Origin of the sequence: Roseibium sediminis, from assembly GCF_008711325.1 — a bacterium.
GTDB classification, from domain to species: domain Bacteria; phylum Pseudomonadota; class Alphaproteobacteria; order Rhizobiales; family Stappiaceae; genus Roseibium; species Roseibium sediminis.
Window position 1 is genome coordinate 81,233 of the sequence record NZ_VXDB01000002.1, and the last position, 22,977, is coordinate 104,209.

Annotated in this window: 23 protein-coding genes and 1 riboswitch; of the genes, 11 read left to right on the top strand and 12 right to left on the bottom strand. The window is 57.4% G+C overall.

Annotated features, from left to right (window positions below):
• Window positions 1–183 precede the first annotated feature (183 nt).
• Window positions 184–1,095, bottom strand: a complete 912-nt coding sequence (locus F0155_RS02235) for a DMT family transporter (RefSeq protein WP_150522853.1) — start codon at window positions 1,093–1,095, stop codon at window positions 184–186.
• A gap of 87 nt (window positions 1,096–1,182) precedes the next feature.
• Window positions 1,183–1,345: riboswitch (FMN riboswitch) on the bottom strand.
• A 182-nt stretch (window positions 1,346–1,527) separates the two neighbouring features.
• Here F0155_RS02235 and F0155_RS23770 point away from each other — a divergent pair.
• The 3 genes from F0155_RS23770 to F0155_RS02245 are packed head-to-tail and all read left to right on the top strand — an operon-like array spanning window position 1,528 to window position 2,826.
• Window positions 1,528–1,710, top strand: a complete 183-nt coding sequence (locus F0155_RS23770) for a hypothetical protein (protein WP_208999092.1) — start codon at window positions 1,528–1,530, stop codon at window positions 1,708–1,710.
• A complete protein-coding gene (locus F0155_RS02240) occupies window positions 1,707–2,282 on the top strand; it encodes a phytochelatin synthase family protein (RefSeq protein WP_208999093.1) in 576 nt (191 codons plus the stop codon). Before F0155_RS23770 ends, F0155_RS02240 begins: the two co-directional genes overlap by 4 nt.
• A 46-nt stretch (window positions 2,283–2,328) precedes the next feature.
• Window positions 2,329–2,826, top strand: coding sequence for a GNAT family N-acetyltransferase (locus F0155_RS02245; RefSeq protein WP_150522854.1), 498 nt, complete (start codon window positions 2,329–2,331; stop codon window positions 2,824–2,826).
• 9 nt (window positions 2,827–2,835) lie between these two features.
• On the opposite strand, the gene F0155_RS02250 is transcribed toward F0155_RS02245, so the two are convergent.
• Window positions 2,836–3,510 (bottom strand): HAD family hydrolase, encoded by a 675-nt coding sequence (locus tag F0155_RS02250; RefSeq protein ID WP_150522855.1) that lies wholly within the window; start codon window positions 3,508–3,510, stop codon window positions 2,836–2,838.
• Between the two features lie 444 nt (window positions 3,511–3,954).
• Window positions 3,955–5,967: an acetyl-CoA carboxylase biotin carboxylase subunit gene (locus F0155_RS02255; protein ID WP_150522856.1), complete on the bottom strand. Its 2,013-nt coding sequence runs from the start codon at window positions 5,965–5,967 to the stop codon at window positions 3,955–3,957.
• Window positions 5,968–6,210: 243 nt separating this feature from the next.
• Between F0155_RS02255 and folB the strand changes: the two genes are divergently transcribed.
• Both folB and F0155_RS02265 read left to right on the top strand, forming a co-directional pair.
• Entirely contained in the window at window positions 6,211–6,582 is a 372-nt protein-coding gene (folB, locus tag F0155_RS02260) for a dihydroneopterin aldolase (RefSeq protein WP_150522857.1), read from the top strand.
• A 94-nt stretch (window positions 6,583–6,676) separates the two neighbouring features.
• Window positions 6,677–6,985, top strand: coding sequence for a hypothetical protein (locus F0155_RS02265; protein WP_208999094.1), 309 nt, complete (start codon window positions 6,677–6,679; stop codon window positions 6,983–6,985).
• A 36-nt stretch (window positions 6,986–7,021) separates the two neighbouring features.
• Here the strand turns inward: F0155_RS02265 and F0155_RS02270 are convergent, their stop codons facing one another.
• Window positions 7,022–7,423 (bottom strand): hypothetical protein, encoded by a 402-nt coding sequence (locus F0155_RS02270; RefSeq protein WP_150522858.1) that lies wholly within the window; start codon window positions 7,421–7,423, stop codon window positions 7,022–7,024.
• A 178-nt stretch (window positions 7,424–7,601) separates the two neighbouring features.
• On the opposite strand from F0155_RS02270, the gene F0155_RS02275 reads away from it, so the two are divergent.
• On the top strand, window positions 7,602–9,389 hold the full coding sequence (locus tag F0155_RS02275) for a methyl-accepting chemotaxis protein (protein WP_150522859.1): 1,788 nt from the start codon (window positions 7,602–7,604) through the stop codon (window positions 9,387–9,389).
• A 69-nt stretch (window positions 9,390–9,458) separates the two neighbouring features.
• Here F0155_RS02275 and F0155_RS02280 read toward each other — a convergent pair whose 3' ends face one another.
• Window positions 9,459–10,991, bottom strand: coding sequence for an acyl-CoA carboxylase subunit beta (locus F0155_RS02280; protein ID WP_150522860.1), 1,533 nt, complete (start codon window positions 10,989–10,991; stop codon window positions 9,459–9,461).
• A 298-nt stretch (window positions 10,992–11,289) separates the two neighbouring features.
• On the opposite strand from F0155_RS02280, the gene F0155_RS02285 reads away from it, so the two are divergent.
• The 4 genes from F0155_RS02285 to F0155_RS02300 all read left to right on the top strand — a co-directional run bounded on the left by F0155_RS02285 (window position 11,290) and on the right by F0155_RS02300 (window position 15,583).
• The gene (locus tag F0155_RS02285) at window positions 11,290–12,714 is read left to right on the top strand and encodes a circularly permuted type 2 ATP-grasp protein (RefSeq protein WP_150522861.1); all 1,425 of its coding nucleotides are present in this window, start codon (window positions 11,290–11,292) and stop codon (window positions 12,712–12,714) included.
• A 3-nt stretch (window positions 12,715–12,717) separates the two neighbouring features.
• A complete protein-coding gene (locus F0155_RS02290) occupies window positions 12,718–13,668 on the top strand; it encodes an alpha-E domain-containing protein (protein ID WP_150522862.1) in 951 nt (316 codons plus the stop codon).
• 15 nt (window positions 13,669–13,683) lie between these two features.
• Window positions 13,684–14,496 (top strand): transglutaminase family protein, encoded by an 813-nt coding sequence (locus tag F0155_RS02295; RefSeq protein WP_150522863.1) that lies wholly within the window; start codon window positions 13,684–13,686, stop codon window positions 14,494–14,496.
• A gap of 355 nt (window positions 14,497–14,851) precedes the next feature.
• A complete protein-coding gene (locus F0155_RS02300) occupies window positions 14,852–15,583 on the top strand; it encodes a proteasome-type protease (RefSeq protein ID WP_150522864.1) in 732 nt (243 codons plus the stop codon).
• Here F0155_RS02300 and F0155_RS02305 read toward each other — a convergent pair whose 3' ends face one another.
• The 4 genes from F0155_RS02305 to F0155_RS02320 form a co-directional block, all read right to left on the bottom strand.
• A complete protein-coding gene (locus F0155_RS02305) occupies window positions 15,584–15,922 on the bottom strand; it encodes a DUF4377 domain-containing protein (RefSeq protein WP_150522865.1) in 339 nt (112 codons plus the stop codon).
• Window positions 15,923–16,089: 167 nt separating this feature from the next.
• Window positions 16,090–16,860, bottom strand: coding sequence for an ATP12 family chaperone protein (locus F0155_RS02310; RefSeq protein WP_150522866.1), 771 nt, complete (start codon window positions 16,858–16,860; stop codon window positions 16,090–16,092).
• A complete protein-coding gene (locus F0155_RS02315; protein WP_150522867.1) occupies window positions 16,860–17,540 on the bottom strand; it encodes an HAD-IA family hydrolase in 681 nt (226 codons plus the stop codon). The genes F0155_RS02310 and F0155_RS02315 overlap by 1 nt, the downstream gene beginning before the upstream one ends.
• A 232-nt stretch (window positions 17,541–17,772) precedes the next feature.
• Complete coding sequence (locus F0155_RS02320; protein ID WP_150522868.1) at window positions 17,773–18,501, bottom strand: outer membrane beta-barrel protein; 729 nt, start codon at window positions 18,499–18,501, stop codon at window positions 17,773–17,775.
• Between the two features lie 191 nt (window positions 18,502–18,692).
• On the opposite strand from F0155_RS02320, the gene F0155_RS23570 reads away from it, so the two are divergent.
• The gene (locus F0155_RS23570; protein ID WP_192913737.1) at window positions 18,693–18,863 is read left to right on the top strand and encodes a hypothetical protein; all 171 of its coding nucleotides are present in this window, start codon (window positions 18,693–18,695) and stop codon (window positions 18,861–18,863) included.
• A 36-nt stretch (window positions 18,864–18,899) separates the two neighbouring features.
• On the opposite strand, the gene F0155_RS02325 is transcribed toward F0155_RS23570, so the two are convergent.
• The 3 genes from F0155_RS02325 to F0155_RS02335 all read right to left on the bottom strand — a co-directional run bounded on the left by F0155_RS02325 (window position 18,900) and on the right by F0155_RS02335 (window position 22,973).
• On the bottom strand, window positions 18,900–19,901 hold the full coding sequence (locus F0155_RS02325) for an RluA family pseudouridine synthase (protein WP_150523077.1): 1,002 nt from the start codon (window positions 19,899–19,901) through the stop codon (window positions 18,900–18,902).
• Between the two features lie 111 nt (window positions 19,902–20,012).
• Window positions 20,013–20,399: a fluoride efflux transporter CrcB gene (gene crcB, locus F0155_RS02330; protein ID WP_150522869.1), complete on the bottom strand. Its 387-nt coding sequence runs from the start codon at window positions 20,397–20,399 to the stop codon at window positions 20,013–20,015.
• A 171-nt stretch (window positions 20,400–20,570) separates the two neighbouring features.
• Window positions 20,571–22,973, bottom strand: coding sequence for a patatin-like protein (locus F0155_RS02335; protein ID WP_150522870.1), 2,403 nt, complete (start codon window positions 22,971–22,973; stop codon window positions 20,571–20,573).
• Window positions 22,974–22,977 lie beyond the last annotated feature (4 nt).

Genomic DNA, 22,977 nt, shown 5'->3' on the forward strand with positions numbered 1-22,977 from the left:
CTTGTCGCCAGTTTCACTATAGCTGAGTCGCCCGTGAAACCGGCCTTTCCGTTAGGGTTGTCACAGCTTATCCAGAGTTCCAACCTGTCCGCTTTGACAAGCGGTGGTCATGGAGCTGTGAGTTTTACCAAGACCAGAGTGGCAGTTTAGCCGTCTGATCGGCACGCCTGCCACCCGAGGCACTCAGGTTCGGGCCGCCGTCGACAGCGTCCGCGCAGCCTTTGCCTCATCCAGCATAACAATGAGCGACGCACCCACGATCACAAGGGCGCCGGGCCAGAAGGCCCCTGTTGGCGCGAACCCGAAGGCGAACCATCCAACCGCAATATTTAGCGGAAGTTTGAGGTGATCAAAGGGCTGAATGAACGCGGCATCCGCTTTTTGATAGGCCAGTGTGAGGAGATAATTCGCCAGAACCGTCAGTAGACCGGCGGCTGGCAACAGCCACAATGCCGTCCCCGAAATGCCGAGGCCCGCATCCCCGAAGGCGAGAAAGGCGTTCACCGGCGTCATCAAAAGCAGCAGGTAAAGGGTGATCGTATCCGCGGCTTCGGTCCGGGTCAGTTTCTTGGTGACAAGTGACGTTCCGGCCCAGAACGCAGCAGCCCCGACGGGCAGAACGGCACCCCAGTGGAAGCTTTCCGTCCAGGGTTCGAGAATGACCATGCCTCCGGCGAAGCCCGCGGCGGTCGCCATCCAGCGCACCCAACCCACACGCTCGCGAAAGAACAGCTTAGCCCCGATGATGACGAAGAAGGGCGACGTCATGACAAGGGCAATGGCCTGCCAGATCTGCACCTGCGCAAGACCGGCGACCCACATCTGGATACCGACAACGGCAAGGCCGGCGCGCACCAGATGCCAACCGAGCTGATCGGTCTTCAGCGCAGACACACCGCCACGCAGCACCCATGGCAGTGCAGCAAGCAGGCCGAAGGCATATTGCCAGAAGGCTGCCGTTGTGGACGCAACGCCCAACTGCATGGTGGACGCCTGCAGCGCACCATTGATAAGCGCGAAGGATGCCCCTGCCCCAACCATGGCCAGCACAGCCAACAGCGGACGCTGAGATGAGGAAGTCGAAAGTTCAGTCATGTTCGGACCTCGTTGCCAGTTTCACAGCGAACAGTCCGAGCACGTAAACCGTGTGCAGGTCCGCTGTTGCGGCCCTTGCACACCTGCCATCGTTCTCTCTCATCCGGACTATGACCGTCGGCTCCGGAATTGCACCGGATCTGCTGTCCCTCGGCCTGATCGACCAAGGCGCTCGCGGGCTTCAGGTTGGAGATTTTGGCCCCGACCTGTCACCGCCGGTGGGGAATTTCACCCCGCCCCGAGAACTGTTCCCCTTCTCCATACCTTCCGTGACGCAGGTTGCAAAGATCATTGCGCAAAATTTTTCAGTATCGCTGAAAGCTCCTTTCGGAAGGGCTCAGCAAATTTCTCGCTCGCCGCCCAAAACAGTGATTGTTGGACGCAAAATTCTCACATACCTTTCCCGCAATTGTTGCAGGAGGCACATTTCACATGCGTTCGCTTTTTCAGTTTTCCGCAGCCCTTTCCATTGCCTTTTCGCTCACCGGCCTTCCGGCTTTGGCTTCGGAGACGGCAGCTCCAAAGCTCGGCCCAAACGCAACGCCGATCACCGCGGACCAGACCTATTTGCGCGGCAGCGAAGCCCCCGATTACTGGGCTTTTCGCCTTTCGTGAAGCCGCAATTCACATCGAGCGCTTGCTCCATCGCCAGCGTGACGGCTGCCATCAACGGCCTGAAAGGTCTTCCGTCCCATGCCGAGGACAAGGTCCTGAGCCAGCCCGAATTGCTGGAGAAAATCGGCGATCCGCTTTGGGCGAAACTTTCGGCGGAAGAAGGCGACGGGGTGACCATCGCGCAACTTGCGGCCTATGCAGGCGCGGCGGTGCAGGCAGCCGATCTTCAGGGCTACGAAGTTGAGAGTTATCAGCCTGAATCTGCCGATGAAGCCTCCCTCAGCCGCGTGCGTGACATCCTTGCCGCCAATGAAAAGTCAGCCAGCGACGCCCTTCTCGTCTATTTCAATCAGGGGGTCGTGACCGGAGACTGGGACGGGCCGCATGTCTCCCTGATCGGGGCCTATGATGCGGACAAGGACCGGGTGCTCGTGCTTGAGGTGGATCAGGACTGGTACATCCCCTACTGGACCCCAACCTCCGTTCTACTTGATGCCATGATCAAGCCGACATCAGCAGAGCACGGCCCTCTGGAGGGCGAAACAGGTGGTTTTGTCTGGCTCAAACGGTGAAACAAACGCCGAATTTCATTTTCTGACCCAATCAGCCGGAAGATCAATGCCCGAAGCGATTACCCTTGAAACAGACCGCCTTGTCTTGCGGCCCATGACCTATGCCGATTGGCCGAATTATCTGGAGCTCATGCAGTCCGACTACTCTGTCGGAATGGGCGGGCCGCACACCACGTCCTTCGCCTGGGGCATGTTTTGTCACGACATTGCCCTGTGGTCCCTCTTCGGCCACGGTGCCTTGATGTTTGACGACAAGGCATCCGGCACGACACTCGGACAGGTCGGCATCAACGCCGGACCGATGTTCCCCGAGACCGAGATTGGCTGGTACGTCTACCCTGAGGCAGAAGGCAAGGGTTATGCCTTCGAAGCGGCAAGCGCCTATCGCGACTGGGCGAGAGAGATCCGCAAGCTCCCGACACTTGTGAGCTACATCGATGCCAACAATACCCGCTCCATCCGCCTCGCGGAACGTCTGGGCGCCACACTGGACCCGGACGCCCGCCGGAATGACCCGGAAGACGTGGTCTACAGGCACTTTTGAGAAAATGGGTCAGGAGTTCTGGTTGACCCAGTCGACGATGAGCCCCGGGCCCTCTGCAAGAAAATCTGGCTTCTCGGCGGAGAGTTCGTCCCGGCTGCCATAGCCCCAGAGGACACCGATGCTGCGCACCGAGTTGTTGCGGGCGCCGATGAGATCGAATTTGCGGTCACCGATCATCACGCATTCAGCTGGCGACAGCCCCTCTTGCTGCAAGATGTGGGCGATCAGCTCAGTCTTGTCAGAGCGCGTTCCATCCGGCTCCGCGCCGTAGACCCTTTCAATCGGCGGCATGAGCCCGAAATGCTCGACGATCTTTCCGGCATAGGAATTCGTCTTGGATGTTGCGACCAGCATGCGCTTGCCCTTGGCATGAAGGGCTTCAACCGCTGCATCGATCCCTTCAATCAAGGTATTCTCGAACATGCCCTTTTCGGCATAGCGCTCGCGGTAAAAGGCAACTGCCTTGTCGGTGACTGTGCGATCTTTTGTGTTCAGGAGAACTTCGAAACTGTCCCACAGCGGCGGGCCGATACACCAGCCTAGCGTAGACGCCTCTGGCACCTCTGCGCCCATCTTCTCCATGGCATATTTGATGCAGCGCGTGATGCCCTCAAACGGATCGCTGAGGGTTCCATCGAGATCAAAGAGGATGGTGGTGACGGGTAGCGGCTTGTCGGCAGACACTTGAGGTTCCTGTCGGGAGATTGCTTGCTCTGGTTTATCCAATTTTTTTCCGTGTGCCTATCCCACCCACAAGCAAGTCTATCCGCGCAAGATATCTCCATCCCCTCCCCCTTGTGGGGAGGGCAAGGGTGGGGGTGAGGATATTTCAACCGAATCTGATACCGAGGTCGGACAAGATATACCCCCACCCCTACCCCCTCCCCACAAGGGGGAGGGGAACTGGGGGCACGAGCAGTTGAGGACGTTTTGCAGAGCCAATAATTAAAGCCCCACCGACCCAAAATCGCTTGCCATTACAGACCTTCTGTCAACCTGCAACGATCATCCAAAGTATTTGCAAGCGCTTGTTTTTATTCACCCCTAGGCACAGTACTGAGGATGGCACCACAAAAAACCGGCGATCATCTCGCCGGTTTTTCATGGTCAATGCAAGCCCAGTAGGACTTATTCGAATTCCATGATCACCGCATCAACGGCAAGGCTGTCGCCAGCTGCTGCCTTGATGGAGGAGACAACGCAATCGCGTTCTGCGCGCAGGACGTTTTCCATTTTCATGGCTTCCACGATGGCCAGCTGCTCGCCGGCCTTCACTTCCTGGCCCTCTTCCACGGCGATAGACACCACAAGACCCGGCATCGGGCAGAGCAGCATCTTGGACGTGTCCGGCGGCATTTTTTCCGGCATCAGGGCGTCGAGCTCGGCAATGCGCGGGGTCATGACCTTGGCAACGACCGAATAGCCCTGCCAGTCGAGGCGGTAGCCGCCCATAACGGGGCGAACCTGCACGGTGACAGCCCGCTCGCCGACCCGGCCATTCCAGAGGCGATCCCCCGGAGCCCAGTCGGATTCGACCGCGGTGACCGGTCCATCGCCGATGGCAACATCGATCTCGATCGGCGTTCCCGGATACCCGGCGGCAAGACGGATCGGAATGTAGCTCTTGTCGATCTTCACCACCCAGTCCTCGCGCACGGCACCCGAATGCGGACGCAGACGGCCGGTCAGGTGATCGAGGCGCTCGCGGTTGAGCGCGCCCATGGACAAGGCAACGGCGGCAAGCAGCGCCTGTGCATTTTCATCCGGCTCTGCGGGGCTGAAACCATCGGGATATTCGTCGGCGATGAAGCTGGTGGACAGATCGCCGGAGCGCCAGCGCGGATGGTTCATCAGCGACGTGAGGAACGGAACGTTGTGCTGGATGCCGTCGACATAAAACGCGTCCAGAGCTTCCGACATTCCGGCAATCGCCTCTTCGCGGGTTGGCGCATGGGTGACCAGCTTGGCGATCATCGGATCGTAGAACATGGAGATTTCCGAGCCCTCGACCACACCGGTGTCGTTGCGGATGGTCAGGCCTTCGGCGACACCCTCTTCCGGCGGCCGGTAGCGGGTCAGGCGGCCGATGGACGGCAGGAAGTTGCGGTACGGGTCTTCCGCATAGATGCGGCTTTCAATCGACCAGCCGTTCAACTTCACGTCTTCCTGGCTGATTTCCAGCTTTTCGCCAGCAGCCACGTGGATCATCTGCTCCACGAGGTCGATCCCGGTGATCAACTCGGTGACCGGATGTTCCACCTGCAGGCGGGTGTTCATTTCAAGGAAGAAGAAGCTCTTGTCCTGACCCGCAACGAATTCGACCGTTCCGGCAGAATCATAGTCCACGGCCTTGGCAAGGGCGACGGCCTGCTCACCCATGGCGCGGCGGGTTTCCTCGTCCAGCAGCGGTGACGGGGCCTCCTCGATCACCTTCTGGTTCCGGCGCTGAATGGAGCACTCGCGCTCACCGAGGTAAACAACGTTGCCGTGCTTGTCGCCAAGGACCTGAATTTCGATGTGGCGCGGGTTCTGGATGAACTTTTCGATGAAGACGCGGTCATCCCCGAAGGAAGACGCTGCTTCCGACTTGGAACGCGTATAACCGTCACGAACTTCTTCCGCGTTCCAGGCAATGCGCATGCCCTTGCCACCACCACCGGCGGACGCCTTGATCATGACCGGATAGCCGATGTCCCCGGCGATTTCGACTGCCTGCTCCGGGCTTTCAATCACACCCAGATAACCGGGAACCGTCGAGACGCGGGCTTCGTTGGCGAATTTCTTCGATTCGATCTTGTCACCCATCGCCTCGATCGCGCGCGGGTTGGGCCCGATGAAGACGATGCCTTCCTTTGCGAGAGCTTTGGGGAAGCTGGCCCGCTCGGACAGGAAGCCGTAGCCCGGATGAACCGCTTCCGCGCCTGTCTGCTTGCAGGCTGCGATGATCTTTTCGGCGATGAGATAGGAATCAGCGGCGGCAGCCGGTCCGATGTGGACGGCCTCGTCTGCCATTTCCACATGAAGGGCGTCCTGATCGGCATCGGAATAGACGGCAACTGTCTTGATGCCCATGCGCTTGGCCGTCTTGATGACCCGGCACGCGATTTCGCCACGGTTGGCGATCAGGATCTTGGAAAACATGTCAGCTCCACCCAAACTTTTCATTTGCAGTCTTGTAGGCGGTGCTTCGCGGCAGTGCAATATATCTAAAGGTTAACTGGCTCGATTTGGCAAAAGCCGAGCTCTGCCAAGGTTGATTGATACGGCACGCTGTTTTTGGAACATTTCGCGACCGTTGGGTTCTTTATTTTCCCGCTACAACCAAGTAAACGATGCAGCTTCAGAGTTGTACCAGTACAAGAACAGAAAACGGGCGACCCCAGCATGGATGCCATTCACCTCGAGGATCTCGCGTTTTACGCCTATCACGGCGTCTATGACGAAGAGGCAAAACTCGGCCAGCGCTTTCATGTTGATCTGACTTGCTGGCTGGATCTCAAATCCGCATCCGAGAGCGACAACTATTCAGATACCGTCTGCTACGCCTCCCTTGCAAAGACCGTTGAAAAGGCTGTGACGACAACCCGCTTCAATCTGATTGAACGGCTTGCCGGAGCCATCGCCCAAAGCCTGTTCGAGGCGGATGAGCGCATTCAACGGGTGCGGGTGCGGGTTCACAAGCCAGGAGCCCCCTTGCCTATCGCCGCTGGAAAAGTGAGCGTCGAGATCCTGAGAAACAGGCCGGGAATCACCTGAATCTGATCAGATCAAGCGAGGCTGGCCACCTTGCCGCCGCATTCAGCCTGCCTGATAGGCGTTCAATTGTTTTGAGACTGCGGAGGCTGATGCCATGCGCAAGCAATCCCGATATTTCGCCCTGTTTCTTGCCTTGAGCGCGATGGGGACCTCATTTGAAGCTCAGGCGCGCCCGGACGTGCGCAAGCTGACCTGCGCCAAGGCACAGCAGATGGTACGGGACCGTGGGGCCGTCGTGTTCACCACGAGCCGGACAACCTATTCCCTGTTTGTTTCCAACTACAAATACTGTGATGCGTGGGAACGGCTTTACCCGCAATATGCCCAGACCAAGGACAATCCGAAGTGTCCCGTTGCCTATGAGTGCAAGGAACCCCTGTTCAACGATTTCTGGCGCGACTGAGCAAGCTGACCTATTTCTGCCGGCTCTCTGAAGCCCCTATTTGCCGGACTTCAGTTTCTGGCGGATTTCCTTTTCGTGGTGTCGCCAGAACAGCTGGTCGCACAGGCTCAGCCTGTAGGCTCCGTTTTCGCCTTTCCTCACCAGCCAGGACATGCGTGTTCCCGCTTTGAGCGAAACACCACATGCGGCACTATGTCTTGCGGTTTCAACGACGATCCTTTTGCCTGCCGATCCGGATATGACCTCAAGAACCCGGATATTCGCCGTGATCCGGCGGTCGTTTTGCATTCCGCGAAGGCTTTCGACCTCCCCTTCAAACAATAGCGTTCCAGGTTCACGGATCATCCGCATGTCGACCGGTCCATTTGCAGGGCGCATGCAGCTGCAGGCCCACGCCTCAGCCGCAAGGGAAAGCCAGAATACAATGAATAAAAGCACATTTTTCACTTCTCAAACCCCAACACATAAAATCCAGGTCGACGTAATATATTGTTTTATCGACTTTATTGCTTAGTCAAAAACACAGCGCGAAGATTTCTACTTAACTTCCATTTAGGGCATTTCCGCTGCCTATAGGGGAACTTAAGGAACCCCCACCTTTTTATGGAAGCTCAACATGCGGATTTCCCAGTATATGGTTGCCGGACTGATTGTTTCGGTTCTGGCCTCTGCTGCACTTGTCTACAACTATACATCGTATAGGACAGCATCGCAGGACTACAAGACTGCATTGAAAAACCAATACGCATCCTACCTTCTTGCTGATGAGCTCCGCCAAAGCTCCGATGACCTGACACGACTTGCAAGAACATATGTCGTGACAGGAGATTCTTCTTACGAAGATCAGTACATGAAGATCCTGGCCATTCGTGATGGCAAAGAGCCGACCCCGGTCGACTATCACCGCATCTACTGGGACTTCGTGGCAAGTGGTGTTGCCAAGCCGCGCCCTGATGGGGAAAGCGTCGGCCTTCTGGACCGTATGCGTGCGGTAGGCTTCACGGACGCGGAATTTGTAAAGCTGGAAGAAGCCAAGGCCAATTCCGATGGCCTCGTCAATCTTGAAGTCGAAGCCATGAACTACGTCAAGGGTCTGGATGCTGCCGGCAATCCGATCGAAGCCAATGACCCGATGAAACCGATCCAGATGCTGCACAGCAAGGACTATCACCGCTACAAGGCCAATATCATGGGCCCGGTGGACGAGTTCTACAAATTGATGGAAGCACGGGTCAGCGCAAGCGTGGAAACGGCAAGGGCTCAGCAGGATTCTGCTCAGGCAATCTTCTATGCCAGCGTCTTCATGATTGTTGTTACCCTCTTCGGGCTGATTGCCTTCGTGTTCTTGAGCATCCTGCGGTCTACTCGCCAGATTTACCTCTCCATGAAAGCCGTTGCCAACAGAGCAATTGAGGACGAGGTAGGGGAAACCCGCCGCAAGGACGAAATTGGCAGCATGGCCCGTGTTCTGGACCAGCTGCGACTGTCCCTTCTGGAGAAGAAGCAGCTTGAAACCTCGCAGGCTGAAGACGAAAAGAAGATGAAAGCGCAGATGGCGAAGGAGCGTGCTGCCTTTGCCGAGAACTTCAACAACAAGATCGCGTCGCTCTTCAACAGCATGAGCGCCACCATCGAGGAAGTTCAGCACAGCACGGTTCGCCTGCTCCAGTATGCTCAAAAGACCGAGCATGAATCGCAAGGCTCCCTTTCTGCAACGTCCGAAGCACGCGCATCGGCGCAGACAGTGGCATCCGCAAGCACCGAGCTTTCTGCATCCATCAGCGAACTGAACAACAGGATCAGTCAGGTGAATGCCCGCATTCAGGATGCAACGGAGGTTTCCTCCAATGCCAGCGAGCAAATGACCGAGCTCAACACCCTTGCTGACAGCATCGGCACAGTGATTGGTCTCATTCAGGACATTGCCGAGCAAACCAACCTTCTTGCCCTCAACGCCACCATCGAAGCGGCGCGTGCAGGCGAAGCAGGCAAGGGTTTCGCGGTCGTTGCTGCGGAAGTGAAGGAACTGGCAACCCAGACATCAAAGGCAACCGACGAGATCCGCACGAAGATCGAAGCCATTCAGGGTTCTACCGGCGACTCGGTCGATGCGATCAAGCAGATCAACGACATCCTCAGCGAAATGAAGGTGTTCGTGGAAGATTTGACGGGATCAGTTTCCCAACAAAGTCAGGCCACTGGCGAGATCGCGGCAGCGGCTGCGGAATCGACACACAACGCCGATCAGATGGCAGACTCGGTCAGCCGCGTTGGCAGCATGACCTCGGAAAACCGGGATCTGGCCTCGCAGCTTGATGATCGTGCCAAGAAGCTTGAGGAAAGCTCGCGCATGATCAAGTCGGCCATTGATGACTTCCTGCACTCAAGCACCCGCGCCGCCTGAGAGCAGCACCTGTAGACAAAAAAAACGCCGCGGTTTTCCGCGGCGTTTTTGTTTGAACCCGACCTTTTGTCAGAGCGGGATGTTGTCGTGCTTCTTCCAGGGCGTTTCCACCTGCTTGGAGCGCAGCAGGGCCAGCGCCTTCGAGACCCGACGGCGCGTGGAATGCGGACGGATCACGTCGTCGATATAGCCGCGCTCTGCCGCCACAAACGGGTTGGCAAAGCGGTCTTCGTAATCCTTCGTGCGCTTGGCGATCTTTTCCTTGTCGGAAAGCTCGGAGCGATAGAGGATTTCGACAGCGCCCTTCGCACCCATCACCGCAATCTCGGCAGTCGGCCAGGCGTAGTTGATGTCGCCGCGGATGTGTTTGGAGCTCATCACGTCATAGGCACCACCATAGGCCTTGCGCGTAATGACGGTCACTTTCGGAACGGTTGCTTCCGAATAGGCAAAGAGCAGCTTTGCACCGTGCTTGATCAGACCGCCATATTCCTGCGCCGTGCCCGGAAGGAATCCCGGAACGTCAACGAATGTGACAATCGGAATGCTGAAGCAGTCGCAGAAGCGAACGAATCGGGCTGCCTTGCGGCTGGCGTCGGAATCAAGCACTCCGGCCAGAACCATCGGCTGGTTTGCAATGATGCCGACCGTGCGCCCCTCGATGCGACCAAAGCCGGTAATGATATTGGCGGCAAAGCTCGGCTGGATTTCGTAGAAGTCGCCCTCGTCCACCGTCTTCAGAACCAGCTCCTTCATATCGTAGGGCTTGTTCGGATTGTCGGGGATCAGGGAATCGAGCGACATGTCGATCCGATCAGCTTCGTCGTGGGTTTCGATTTCCGGAACATCCGCCATGTTGTTCATGGGAAGGAAATCGATCAGCCGGCGCATCTCCAGCAACGCCTCGACATCATTGTCGAATGCGCCGTCGGCAATGGACGACTTGGTTGTGTGGATGGACGCACCGCCCAGCTGTTCCGCCGTAACGGTTTCGTTGGTAACGGTTTTCACCACGTCCGGACCGGTGACAAACATGTAGGACGTATCACGCACCATGAAGATGAAATCGGTCATGGCAGGCGAATAGACGTCACCGCCTGCGCATGGGCCCATGATCAGCGAAATCTGCGGGATGACGCCGGAGGCCTGAACGTTGCGGGCAAACACCTCGCCATAGCCGCCCAGCGCCGCGACGCCTTCCTGAATACGGGCGCCACCAGCATCAAACAGGCCGATAATCGGCGCGCGGTTGCGCAGCGCCATGTCCTGAAGCTTGGTGATCTTTTCCGCGTGGGTTTCCGACAGCGAGCCGCCAAAAACCGTGAAATCCTTGGAGAAGACATAGACCGTGCGGCCATTGACGGTTCCCCAGCCGGTAACCACACCGTCACCCGGGATATGCTGTTCGTCCATGCCGAAATCGGTACAGCGATGCTGCTTGAACATGTCGAACTCTTCGAAGGAGCCTTCGTCCAGCAGGATCTCGATCCGCTCACGTGCTGTCAGCTTTCCCTTGGAATGCTGCGCATCAATCCGTCGCTGTCCGCCCCCCAGGCGCGCCGTTTCGCGGCGGCTTTCCAATTCGGCAAGGATTTCCTTCATTGCATTCTCCAAACCTCTATTTGTCAGGGGTCGTAGCACGCAGTTTTTGCGATGCAAAGTCAGCAGATAGGAGAAGATGCCGCATTTTTGTCCAAACAGGCCGGAAAACCGCCGGAAACAGCCCTCTTGAAACTTCATAGTGCAGCGCGTTTTCAGGCGTTTGTGCCCGCAACACTCATGCCACCGAGCAGGACTGGCCTGCTCTGAGAAGAGGCAAACGCGCCCAATAAAAGAGCTTGGAAAGTATTTTTGCCTCTGTCATGTTTACTGAAAGAAAAAATACAAACAGGGAGAAGCCATGTCTGGTGAGCGAACGTTTTTCAACGAAATGCTCGATGATGCAGGGAACTCAAGACCCGCATATGCAAAACTGGACAGTTGGCTGGCGTCCAAGCCTCCAAATTTTCTGAAGAAGAAGAACCGGGAAGCAGAGACGATATTTCGTCGGCTCGGAATTACCTTTGCGGTATACGGCTCAAGCCAGGCAACCGAACGTCTTATTCCCTTCGATCCCATTCCGCGAATACTGTCCGCCTCCGAATGGCGCCGCCTGTCAGCTGGCATCGACCAGCGGGTACGCGCGCTGAATGCCTTCCTGCATGACATTTATCACCGTCAGGAAATCATTCGCGCTGGTCGCATTCCGGCGGATCTGATCATGCAGAATGAAGCCTTTCTGCCGGAAATGGTCGGCTTCACCCCTGCCCGCAAGGTCTATGCCCATATCATCGGCACCGATCTTGTTCGCGTTGGCGAAGACGATTTCTATGTTCTGGAAGACAACACGCGCACACCATCCGGCGTTTCCTACATGATGGAAAACCGGGAAACGATGATGCGCATGTTCCCCGAGCTGTTCGAGCTTCATCGGGTTGCCCCGGTCGAGCATTATCCGGACTCCCTGCGCCAGACGCTTGAAAGCGTGGGCCCGGACCAGTCCAAATCGAACCAGACCGTCGTCGTCCTGACACCCGGCATCTACAACTCTGCCTATTTCGAGCACGCGTTTCTTGCCGATTCCATGGGCGTTGAACTGGTTGAGGGCCGCGACCTCTTCGTCGATGAAGGCAAGGTCTTCATGCGCACGACCCGCAAACCGAAACAGGTCGACGTCATTTACCGGCGCATTGATGATGCGTTTCTCGATCCCCTCACCTTCCAGCCGGAATCCATGCTTGGCGTACCGGGCCTGTTCGATGCCTATCGGGCCGGCAATGTGACGATCTGCAACGCACCGGGCACAGGCATCGCCGACGACAAGGCGATCTATGCCTATGTTCCGGATATCATCGAGTTCTATACCGGCCAGAAGCCCATCTTGAAGAATGTTCCCACGTGGAACTGCTCACGACCAGACGACCTTGCCTATGTTCTCGACAATCTGGAGGACATCGTCGTCAAGGAAGTTCACGGGTCCGGCGGCTACGGCATGCTGATCGGCCCGACGGCTTCCAAGAAGGAAATTGCGGACTTCCGGAAGGTTCTGGAATCCAACCCGTCGAACTACATCGCCCAGCCCACGCTGGCTCTTTCAGCCTGTCCGACCCATGTCGCCTCAGGTGTAGCTCCCCGTCATGTGGACCTCAGGCCGTATGTCCTGATCGGTGATCAGGTCCGCATCACCCCGGGCGGGCTCACCCGCGTTGCGCTCAAGAAAGGCTCCCTGGTGGTCAATTCCAGCCAGGGTGGCGGCACGAAAGACACCTGGGTTCTGGAGGACTGACCAATGCTCGGAAGAACCGCATCATCCCTGTTCTGGATGTCTCGCTACCATGAGCGCGCCATGAACACCGCCAAGTTGCTGGAAGTGGCTTACCGAACAGCTATCGTTGCCCATGGAGGTCAGGATTCCGAAGACGACTGGCGCTTTGCCCTCCTGTGTGCGGGCTGCGCTTTCGGCTATCAGGAGAAGATCGGCGATGTCTCACCCAAGGGGGTGATCTCCTACATGGTGTTCGACAAGGAAAACCCGTCCAGCGTCCGCGTTTGCCTTGAAACTGCAAGAAACAACGCGCGTGCGGTGCGCACCAGCATCACATCGGAGCTCTGGGAAGCGATCAACACCACTTGGATCGAATTCATGGACACCAGTCCGCAGTCGATCACCCGCGACCGGCTGCCGGAGTTCCTGTCGTGGATCAGCCAGCGCTCACATCTTTTCCGTGGCGCCCTTCTCAACACGCTGCTGCGCGATGACGGCTATTTCTTCAGCCAGCTCGGCAATTTCGTGGAACGGGCAGATAACACGGCGCGCGTCCTCAACACTCAGTACTGGGTCTTGCTGCCGGACAATGACGTGATCGGCGATGGCTCCATGGACCGTTATCAATGGACGGGCATCCTGCGCGCACTTTCGGGACATCGCAGCTACCGCTTTGCGTACCCGGACGCCAAGCTGACAGCCTTCAACATCGCGGAGTTTCTTATCCTTCGGCGGGAAATGCCGCGTTCGCTTGCACATTGCTATGAATGGATCAGCGGATCGGCCAACGATCTGGGACTGTTTTACGGCGAAAAACTGCCGAGCCTGACCATGGCAGACCAGATCAGCGATGATCTGGCAAACACAGAGATGCAAGACATCTATCACAACGGCCTGCACGACTTCCTGAATGATTTCATCATTCAGAACAACAACTTCGCAGGCCAGCTTTCCAAGGACTACAATTTCGCCTGACGGCTAGGACCTTTTATGCGCCTCTTTGTTCGACATACCACACGTTACCACTATGACACGCCGCTCGCCAACGCGATGCAACAGCTGCGCCTCACCCCGAATGACGGTGCCAGCCAGAAGGTTATCGACTGGACGATCGAAACTCCGGGGATGGATCGGGCAGCCAGCTATCAGGATGCCTTCGACAACGTAGTTCATATGGTTTCGACCCATGACATCGTCGAAACCGTGGAGATCACGGCATCTGGAACAGTCGACACGCAAGACACTTCCGGCGTCATCGGTTTTGAAAAGGGGGCAGCGCCGGTTCGCATATATACGCGTGTCACTCCGCTGACCAAGGCTAATCAGGCTATCCGACGCCTCGCGAATGTCGTGGATGAAGATACCCCCTTACCAGGCTTTCACGAGCTCATGCATTCGATCCGCGAGAAGGTGGAATACAAGACCGGTGTAACGGAAACCCATGCCACGGCCATTTCCACTTTCGCGTCGGGCGAAGGAGTGTGTCAGGACCACGCCCACATTTTCATAGCCGCAGCCCGATCCATTGGTATTCCGGCCCGTTATGTGTCCGGATATCTTCTATTGGACGATGCGCAGGCTTCCGAAGCGCATCATGCGTGGGCCGAAGTGTTCATCAAGGATCTGGGTTGGGTGGGATTTGATGTGTCGAATGAGATTTGCCCGACCGACCGCTATATCCGCCTGACGACCGGACTGGATTCCCGATCGGCCGCTCCGATCAAGGGCATTCGCTTTGGCGGCAGGGAAGAAAATCTGCAGGTGGAAGTGGATGTCACCCAAAGTTTGCAACAACAACAGTGACTTCGCGGAAACTTTGTAATATTTCTTCCGCGCTAGCTGATTAGGATCAGGACCCATTAGTGTGGTTGAGATGGTGTTCGAGAAGCCGCGAGATGCTGGGGAAACTCCAAAGAGCGCGGTTCATGCCCCGGTCAAGGACGTTGACGCCACAGAACGCCGTGAAGTCGAGCACCGTGCAAGTCGGGTGTATTTACTCGGATGACAGCTCGAATGCCGCTGGAAGACAAAGCAATTCCTGCCGGTTTACACCTTGTCTCCGCACAAATTTGTCCCGGCCATCTTTACCAGATTAACAGGCCTTGGCCCTAACCTCTCCATAGACAAACAAGAAGACCGCGCGGCAGGAGATCGCACCTTGACCTATTGTGTTGGCCTCAAACTGGATCGGGGGCTGGTTTTCGCCGCTGACACCCGTACGAATGCCGGGTTGGACAATGTTGCCACCTTCAAAAAGCTCCATATCTGGGAGAACGCCGGGGACCGCGTGATCGCGCTTATGTCGGCTGGAAATCTGGCAACTACACAGGCTGTCATTTCGCTGTTGTCCGAGCAAATCGCCCGCGGCGGCGATGGTGAAACGAACCTGATGAATGTCGACACCATGTTCCAGGCGGCCCGGCTTGTTGGCAAGGCCGTTCGCGATGTCGCGCGCATGGACAACGACGGGAGCGGCGCAAATGCCGAAAACTTCTCCGTCACCTTCATTCTGGGTGGACAGATCAAGGGTGAAAAGCCCCGGCTCTTCCAGATCTATTCGGCAGGCAACTTCATTGAAGTGTCGGATGACACGCCTTACCTGCAAATCGGCGAGCACAAATACGGCAAGCCCATCCTTGACCGCGTGACCCAACCGGACATGCGCCTTGGCGAGGCTGCCAAGATGATCATGCTGTCATTCGACTCGACCCTGCGATCGAACCTTTCGGTCGGCATGCCGATCGACCTGCTTCTGTACAACACGGACACATTCTCGGCCGACCGTCAGGTCAGAATTGAACAGGATGACCCGTATTTCCAGAAGCTCTCAAAGGCGTGGTCAGACGGACTGCGCGATGCCTTTTCCTCCATCGAGGAACTGGAAGTCTGATTATTTCTTCAGGACGTAGCGGATTGAAGACGTATCCATGGGCGCCTGAGGTCCGCTGAAGTCATAGCGGATCTCCTCGACCCGAATGGTTTGCCGCCGCCCTTCCCTGAAGGTGTAACCGGAAATGCCGGTATCAAAGCGGATTGTCCGGCCAGTCTTTGTCGTACCCTCAAAACAGGGGAACGGCTCTGGCATCATGCCCATGCAATAGACGCGCTCGGGAGAAATCGTGACTGTCAGCGTTGTGCGCTCCAGCACCGGCAGATGGTCAAATGGGCCTCCCGCCGACGCAGGCAGTGGTGTGGCGAGCAAGATCGCGGTCACAGCCAGTTTTCTCATTCAGCGCACTCCATGCTTTTGACGTCCCTGACTAGAGCTCGTCTCGCATTCACTGAATCACTCGACGTTCTCTAGATATTTGATTTGGCGCATTTCCTGACGGCGAACCGGTATCCACTTCGTCTGGAAAGGCTCTAGATGACGTCAAAAGCAGGCAGAATGATGGTTCAGGATTTCAGAACCAGAACCGCGGCATTGAACTCGGAACGCTTGTAGCTGCGCAGCTTGGCAGCTTCCGCGTCTTCGCCCCAGCGTTCGATGTTCCAGTCTTCCTCGATGAACGCCGCAGACCAGGCTTCATCTGCCGTCAGATGCTCGCCCAGCACTGCAAAGGCCAGCACGGCAGAGCCCATGAGCGTCGTCGCCGTGTGAAAGGCTGCCAATTGCAATGCAGTCAAGTCGCTCAGGCGAGTGCGAAAGGCTTTGAGCAAGGCGTCTGGTTGTTCCTTGTGAATGATGCCTTCGACAAGCACGAAGCGCGCACCAAGCTCCTGCCCTGCCCAGTCCAGAACAGGATCCCAGATCCGTGTTTGCCGTTCAACCAGGGTTTCCGGTTCATCGGCCCGATAACAGACCGCGTCATTGCCGAGGAAGCGCGTGATCTCGTCTGCCACTTCGGCAAACTTCTGCGAAACGGCATCTTGCGCGGAATTTGCGATCCGGGTCAGCGGCATGGCCCCGGGGTTGATTTCCTTTTCCTGCGCTTCCCATTCAGCAGCGACTGCTTCTGCCAGTACTGCGGACGGCAGGGTCAATGTCGACTTGGAGGGTGTCTTCACCGGGCGACCATCCAGATGAATGGCATATCCGCCCGCGATTTCTGCAGCCTCGGCCTTTTTGTAAAACCGCTTGGGCAGCTCGCGGCGAGACAGTTCACGCGCACGCTGTTCCGGATCGCGCGCGGAAGCTTGTTCGATTTCTGACAAATAATCGCGCATCAAGCAGGCTCTCTGTTCAGTTTAAGGCATTCGGAAATTGAGTCGAAGAGCTCATCGAAGTGATTGATAACATTGACAGCTCCGGAGCGGCGCAACGCATCTACTTCATGATAGCCCCAGGAAACACCAATGGGTTGCGTGCGCCCGGCAAGGGCCATTTCCATATCGAAGGTCGTGTCGCCAATCATGACGGCCTTATCCGCCTCCACGCCGGTTTCCGACAAGGCCCGAAGGATCATGTCCGGATGCGGTTTGGAGGGGGAAGTATCCGCCGTCTGGATCGTGACGAACCGGCCATGAAGGTCATGCACGTCCAGCATGTGGTCCACGCCGCGCCGCGCCTTGCCCGTGGCGATGCCGAGCAGAATGTCGTCGCGCTCGCGCAGCCGATCAAGCGCCTCGCGTGCGCCCGGATAGAGCGGATCTTCATCCGCACCGATCTGCCGTCTTGCGATCTTTGCTTCGCGGTACGCCTGGGCCATGTCGGGCGCAAGATGGGCATTGAGCGGACCAACCAGCGTTTCAAACGCCTGTACCAGCGAAAGGCCGACGATAGACAGCGCTGTCTGCCGGTCCGGCATCGGAAGCCCCACTGCGTCGAAGCCCACTTCAAGGCCATGCAGGATCGTGTGCTGGCTGTCGATCAGGGTGCCGTCGCAATCAAATATGACGAGATACATATGGGCTGCTTTCCGGTTCTCTTTCGGAGGACCGCATGTCGCCTTTTTTTGGTGTTGGGTCAAGGGAAAGAAAAACGCCGACCCAAAGGCCGGCGCCGTCTTGCAACGGAATGTGCCGCGTGCCCGCTCCTGGAGCCCGTCTCACATTCACTGAAGCACTCGACGTGCTCCAGATATTTGGTTTGGCGTATTTCCTGACGGCGAACCGGTATCCACTTCGCCTGGAAAGGCTCTAGAACCTGTAGGTCGCGCGTGCCATCAATGACCCGCCCCATGCATTTCCAAGTTCATAAGCTCCGATTGCCTGGGTGGTCGTCCCGAACTGACGAGAATCCCCTGTTCTGAACTTGCCGTAATAGTCCAGATTTGCGCCGAGTTTGAGCTCGAATGCCTCGGTAAGTGCGTGGCTGACTTCAACACCGCCACGGGCAGCAAAGCCTGTTTGCGTGTGACTATCGACAGTTGCGTATGCGACCCTGGTCGTTTCCGGGCTTTCATCAATATCCGACAAGCGGTTGATGGATAAACCCAGACCCGCAATGGCCGAAACAGACGTAGATGAGCTTACATCCATGGAGTAGCTGACATTTGCCAATATGACATGGGATTGCGCTTCACCGTCAAAGCGCGCGCGCTGGGATGCTCGGGGAAACGCCGCGAACCAGCGAACATCTCCGCCGACATAATCGTAGCTCATGAAGACGCCAAGCGCGGATGAGAACTGGTATCCGACTCGGCCACCAACGGTGAGTGCGGTATCAAACTTCACATCTGACACAGTGCCGGTAAATGAAGCGCCACCGTTTTTCGTGTCGCTGGTGGCTGATCGGAAGGATGCACCGGCTCCGATATCCGCGAACCAACCCTGCTCTGCGGGTTCGGCTGCTGCAGTTCCACCGGCCACGGCGGCTGTAATTAGTGCGGCAAGAATGCCTGTACGGACGAGTGTTTTTGTGGCCATGTCAAAACCTTGACGTGATTGACGATCCTAACTTTCTCCTAGGCGATTCCTGATCTCGCAGCCAGCGTGAATTTCTACCTGTAATTGCATTTTCGTGAGAATTTCACGCTATCGGGGCGAAAGGGTTTTCGCTCGACACAGACGCTCGCAGACCCTACGAAGAGGCCATCTGCTGAGAGGATATCTGCCGCGTGACCAAAATCATCATGCTTCTGCTGCTGTGTATTGCCGCCATTCAGGTGATCCGGCCTCTTGGTTGGCCGGGTCTGAAAAAGCGTGCAGACGCGTGGAAGCTGGTTGCAGGCACAGTCGCCCTGACCTTCGCCATGCTTGTGCTCACTGCGTTGTTTCAGGGGCTGTAGCTCGCCTTGGGGCCTGTTGCCTAATCGATAGCCGACTTATTCCGGGTCATCTGCTTCCGGATCATAATCCGAGACATCGAAGCCCAGCAGGTTCCAGGTCTGCTGCATGTGCGGCGGCAGGGGAGCAGACACATCGATCATGCCGTGTCCGGAGGGATGCGGGATAACGATCCGGCGCGCGAGAAGGTGCAGCCGGTTCTGGATGCCACCCGGCAGCTCCCAGTTCTCGATGTTGAAATACTTGTCGTCACCAATGATCGGATGTCCGATATGCGCTGCATGGGCGCGCAGCTGGTGCGTGCGGCCCGTGACCGGCTTCAAGGTCACCCAGGACAGCTTCTGGCCCGACTTTTCAAAGACGGAATAGAGCGAAACTGCGTGCTGGGCTTCATCATCGCCGTGACGGGCAACCCGCATGCGCTCTTCTTCCTCGCTCCGGGCAAGGTAAGTCGAAATCCGGCCCTGGAACGGCTTGGGGACGCCAGCTAGAATGGCCCAGTAGATCTTGCGGGTATTGCGATGGCGGAAGGACTTGGTCAGCTCCTGTGCGGCCTTGCGCGTCTTGGCCACAAGGATGATGCCCGAGGTCTCGCGGTCGAGACGGTGGACGAGCTTCGGCTTTTCGCCCTTCTGGTTGGTGAAGGCGTCCAGCATGCCATCCAGATGGCGCTTGAGGCCGGACCCGCCCTGCACGGCAAGACCTGCGGGCTTGTTCAGCACCATTACATGATTGTCTTCAAACAGCATCATGTCCTCAATGGCGGCGCGGTCATCGGCCACCAGCTTTGAGGACTTCGGGCGGGCGTTCTTCTTGTCATCTGCAGCCAGCTCGACACCGAGTGGCGGAATGCGGACGATCTGCCCCTTTGCAATGCGTGTGTTGCTTTCCGCGCGCTTGCCATCGATACGCACCTGACCGGTACGCAGCAGCTTTTGCAGGCGACCGAAGCCAAGCCCCGGATAGTGGGCCTTGAACCAGCGATCGAGACGCATGCCCGCTTCATCTGCGGTAACTGTTTTCTGCTCAATGGCGGACATGATCGTTCTTTCGTGTGATGCGGTATCAAAGGCGCGGGTTTCCGCGCGGCCCCGTTCGGGCATGAGTTGCCACGCGTATACGCAACAATTGCCCCAGTGAAAAGGGGCGGATCAGGCCGAGCCCAGGCTTCTCATCAAAAAGAGGCCTGCAAAGACCGCCACAAGTGACAAAATCACCGAGGCGGCAATGTAGATCATGGCCAGCATCGTATCCCCGCGCTCCCACAATACAGCCGTATCCAGCGAGAATGCAGAGAAGGTCGTGAACCCGCCGAGAATGCCCGTTGCCACGAAATAGAGCAGCGATTGCATGCCTGCGCCCTCATGGCGGACAAGCCAGCCGATGAAGAGCCCCATGACAAGGGAGCCGATGATATTGACGCTCAAGGTGCCAACCGGAAAGCCGGGTCCAAACGCACGCAAGGTGCCAAGGGACACCAGATGACGCAGGCCCGCGCCAATTCCGCCGCCGAGCATGACGAGAAGCAGGTGATTCATACGCGGATTATAGCGGGCCGATGCCTTGCTGCCAGCGATGATCTTGCGCCCGTTAGAGTATTTCCAGGCGAAGTGGATACCGGTTCGCCGTCAGGAAATGCGCCAAATCAAATATTTAGAGCACGTCGAGTGATACAGTGAATGCGAGACGTGCTCTAACGGCCGACCGGATCAGGCCACGTAATCGACCGGGTCGCTCACGCGCTCCGCGGTCGCCATGGCCTCGATTTTGCGCTCGACCGTATCCATTTCGGCTCCAATCGTGCGCAGGTATGGCCGCTCCTCATCCAGTATGGCACGGAAAATGTCGTGCTTGAGTTTCAGCAAGCGGTCCGGGTCGATCTCGATATCATCGGAGGCCGACAGCACGATGGAAATCAACCGCTCTGCCGTGTTCAATCGTCCCCAAAGATAGTCATGTTCGCGCCAGCTGCGATTGAAGAAGGCTCCAAAAGTGTTGAGTGCCTTGCCCTTCAGCTCGAACCCTTCCTCCTGAAGGGAGGTCGCGTCCTTGGGGCTGATCCGGTCGACAAGCGTTTCGCCGACTTCTGCAAAATCATTTCCCTGCAGGCCGGGGAAAATCACCAGATCATAGAAGGCATAGCCGATATAGGCCTCGATGAGCCGCTTGTACCAGTCGCCTTCAAGCATGTGGGCCGCGACATCCGACAGGATTTCATCCTGCCAGGCGTCCAGCTCGGGAAGGCGCATTTGACCGGCGAGCATCTTCAGGAAAACCACCAGCGCACCCAGCCGTGCCCCTTCCGTGCCGGTCTGGCAGACTTCAGCAAGATTTCGCGCAGCGTCGCTGACTTCCGGTTCGAAGAAGGCACCCGTCCAGCGCGCCTGAAGCAGGTCGATCTGTTCATACAGTCGGCTCTTCAACTGGTCGAACTGGATGCGGGCCCCCTCGCCATCCATCAGCGCGGCCCGTTCCTGATAGAAGCTGTTCAGCCTGCGGATGGTGAAGCGAAGCCGGCGAATGCGGTAATCGACATCGAACTGTTTCAGGAAGTGAATGATGGCGGGCGACGGTTTCAGGTTTCCCCCGCCCGGCAGGTTGGACAAGGTGTCCAGGTAGCCGTTGATCAACCCCACCCAGTCGTATTCAAACGTGTCGTCCGGCTCTGGGTTGGCAAGCTCGCGCAGCAGAGCGGCCAGACTGTCGGAGATCGCGTGCAGCTTCTGGCTCTGATAATTGAGATAGGCATATCCGGCCTGCTCATGCGCCATGGCATTTGCCTTTTCGCGGCAGCTGGACATGGTCTCGGGCTTCATACGCCCCCAAAGTGGCAGGATCTTGCGAACGGCAGGTGCAGCAACGGGGTCAACGGCTGAAATTGTATGGGCGAGCCAACGGCTGCGGCGGTTGCCCGCCTCGATTTCCATCAGGTCGTCGCCCACAGGCTCGTTGCGCGGAATATGGGCGAGAGACGCAAGAATGACACGGAAGAACCCCGGGAGCTCCTCAAGATCGTTCGGCGCGCCCTTGCGGTCCACCGGAACAGGATCGACATAGACCAGCCGCCGGGCGACTTCTCGCGTTGCCGGACGTTGCCGCACCACTTCGATCACAGGTGCAAAGGGCTTGTTCATGACCACGCTGCCATCCACAAAGCAGTGGTGGGCCGCCTTCTCGCCGGTCAGCTCCAAACGCCGCTTTAGGAACTTTTCGCGGTTTGGCCAGATTTCGCCGCGCTCATCCAGAACCTTGTCCATCTCGGCGATGGTTGCGGGCGGAAAGGCTCCCGGAAAGGAGGATGTCGCCCGGGCTGCAAAGACGAGTTCCGGGGCCGCACGGCTATCCAGTTCGCTTTCCAGATCGCCCGTGGCGCGGTGTCGTGCCTTGAAATTGAGGATGCGTCGGTGGTCCCACTCCTCGATGAAAGCAGGATCATCAATCCGGATCTTGCGGCATCGCCCGTGATAGTCGGTGATGGTAACAAAGAGATCGAGTGCCTGGCCTTGCGGGATCAGCGTTGCGCCCGGCTCCGCCCCCTCCTCCATCTTCTGGTAGGCATCCAGCATCCAGCTGATATAGGCCTCACCGGAAAAGGGCGGCGTGAACCACCGTGACTGCATGAAGAGCCGCAATTTCTCGCGGGTTTCAGGCTCCGTAATCTGACGATTGAGCTGGGACGAGATCACCCGGTTGAGCACGGGGCTGACCCCTGACTTCAGGTATCGGGTCAATCCGTCCTGGGGCCTTGCAAGCTCCGTGACATCGGCGTGTTTCAGCCACAGGTCCCGATGGCTATCCAGCGGCAGGTCATGCGCGATGGCTCGCGCCAGCATGACACCATTGACGCCTCCGGCCGACGCGCCGGCAATGGCATCCACCACCACCCGCAAACGCACGGTTTCGCCGACGGCTTCCAAAAGCGCCGCGTAGGCCTTTTCCGACGGAGACAAGGCTCGGCACTCTTCGGGAGTAAATGGGCGGTTCGGTTTGGGGGCGCGGGAAGCGCAGGCTCGAACAAGTGAGAGGATTTCCCGGCTGACCCCATGCATGTAGATGGCAAGGGAAACACCGCCGTAAAACACCAGAGCCAAGCGCAGTTCTATTTCCCTCATGGCC

What these genes read in the sequence shown, in the direction of transcription:
- F0155_RS02320 (WP_150522868.1), bottom strand. Translation starts at nt 18,501, where the DNA reads ATGGCCACAAAAACACTCGTCCGTACAGGCATTCTTGCCGCACTAATT.
- folB (WP_150522857.1), top strand. Translation starts at nt 6,211, where the DNA reads ATGGATGCCATTCACCTCGAGGATCTCGCGTTTTACGCCTATCACGGC.
- F0155_RS02310 (WP_150522866.1), bottom strand. Translation starts at nt 16,860, where the DNA reads ATGCGCGATTATTTGTCAGAAATCGAACAAGCTTCCGCGCGCGATCCG.
- F0155_RS02285 (WP_150522861.1), top strand. Translation starts at nt 11,290, where the DNA reads ATGTCTGGTGAGCGAACGTTTTTCAACGAAATGCTCGATGATGCAGGG.
- F0155_RS02295 (WP_150522863.1), top strand. Translation starts at nt 13,684, where the DNA reads ATGCGCCTCTTTGTTCGACATACCACACGTTACCACTATGACACGCCG.
- F0155_RS02325 (WP_150523077.1), bottom strand. Translation starts at nt 19,901, where the DNA reads ATGTCCGCCATTGAGCAGAAAACAGTTACCGCAGATGAAGCGGGCATG.
- F0155_RS02305 (WP_150522865.1), bottom strand. Translation starts at nt 15,922, where the DNA reads ATGAGAAAACTGGCTGTGACCGCGATCTTGCTCGCCACACCACTGCCT.
- F0155_RS02235 (WP_150522853.1), bottom strand. Translation starts at nt 1,095, where the DNA reads ATGACTGAACTTTCGACTTCCTCATCTCAGCGTCCGCTGTTGGCTGTG.
- F0155_RS02275 (WP_150522859.1), top strand. Translation starts at nt 7,602, where the DNA reads ATGCGGATTTCCCAGTATATGGTTGCCGGACTGATTGTTTCGGTTCTG.
- F0155_RS02255 (WP_150522856.1), bottom strand. Translation starts at nt 5,967, where the DNA reads ATGTTTTCCAAGATCCTGATCGCCAACCGTGGCGAAATCGCGTGCCGG.
- F0155_RS02245 (WP_150522854.1), top strand. Translation starts at nt 2,329, where the DNA reads ATGCCCGAAGCGATTACCCTTGAAACAGACCGCCTTGTCTTGCGGCCC.
- F0155_RS02290 (WP_150522862.1), top strand. Translation starts at nt 12,718, where the DNA reads ATGCTCGGAAGAACCGCATCATCCCTGTTCTGGATGTCTCGCTACCAT.
- F0155_RS02315 (WP_150522867.1), bottom strand. Translation starts at nt 17,540, where the DNA reads ATGTATCTCGTCATATTTGATTGCGACGGCACCCTGATCGACAGCCAG.
- F0155_RS23770 (WP_208999092.1), top strand. Translation starts at nt 1,528, where the DNA reads ATGCGTTCGCTTTTTCAGTTTTCCGCAGCCCTTTCCATTGCCTTTTCG.
- F0155_RS02265 (WP_208999094.1), top strand. Translation starts at nt 6,677, where the DNA reads ATGCGCAAGCAATCCCGATATTTCGCCCTGTTTCTTGCCTTGAGCGCG.
- crcB (WP_150522869.1), bottom strand. Translation starts at nt 20,399, where the DNA reads ATGAATCACCTGCTTCTCGTCATGCTCGGCGGCGGAATTGGCGCGGGC.
- F0155_RS02335 (WP_150522870.1), bottom strand. Translation starts at nt 22,973, where the DNA reads ATGAGGGAAATAGAACTGCGCTTGGCTCTGGTGTTTTACGGCGGTGTT.
- F0155_RS02280 (WP_150522860.1), bottom strand. Translation starts at nt 10,991, where the DNA reads ATGAAGGAAATCCTTGCCGAATTGGAAAGCCGCCGCGAAACGGCGCGC.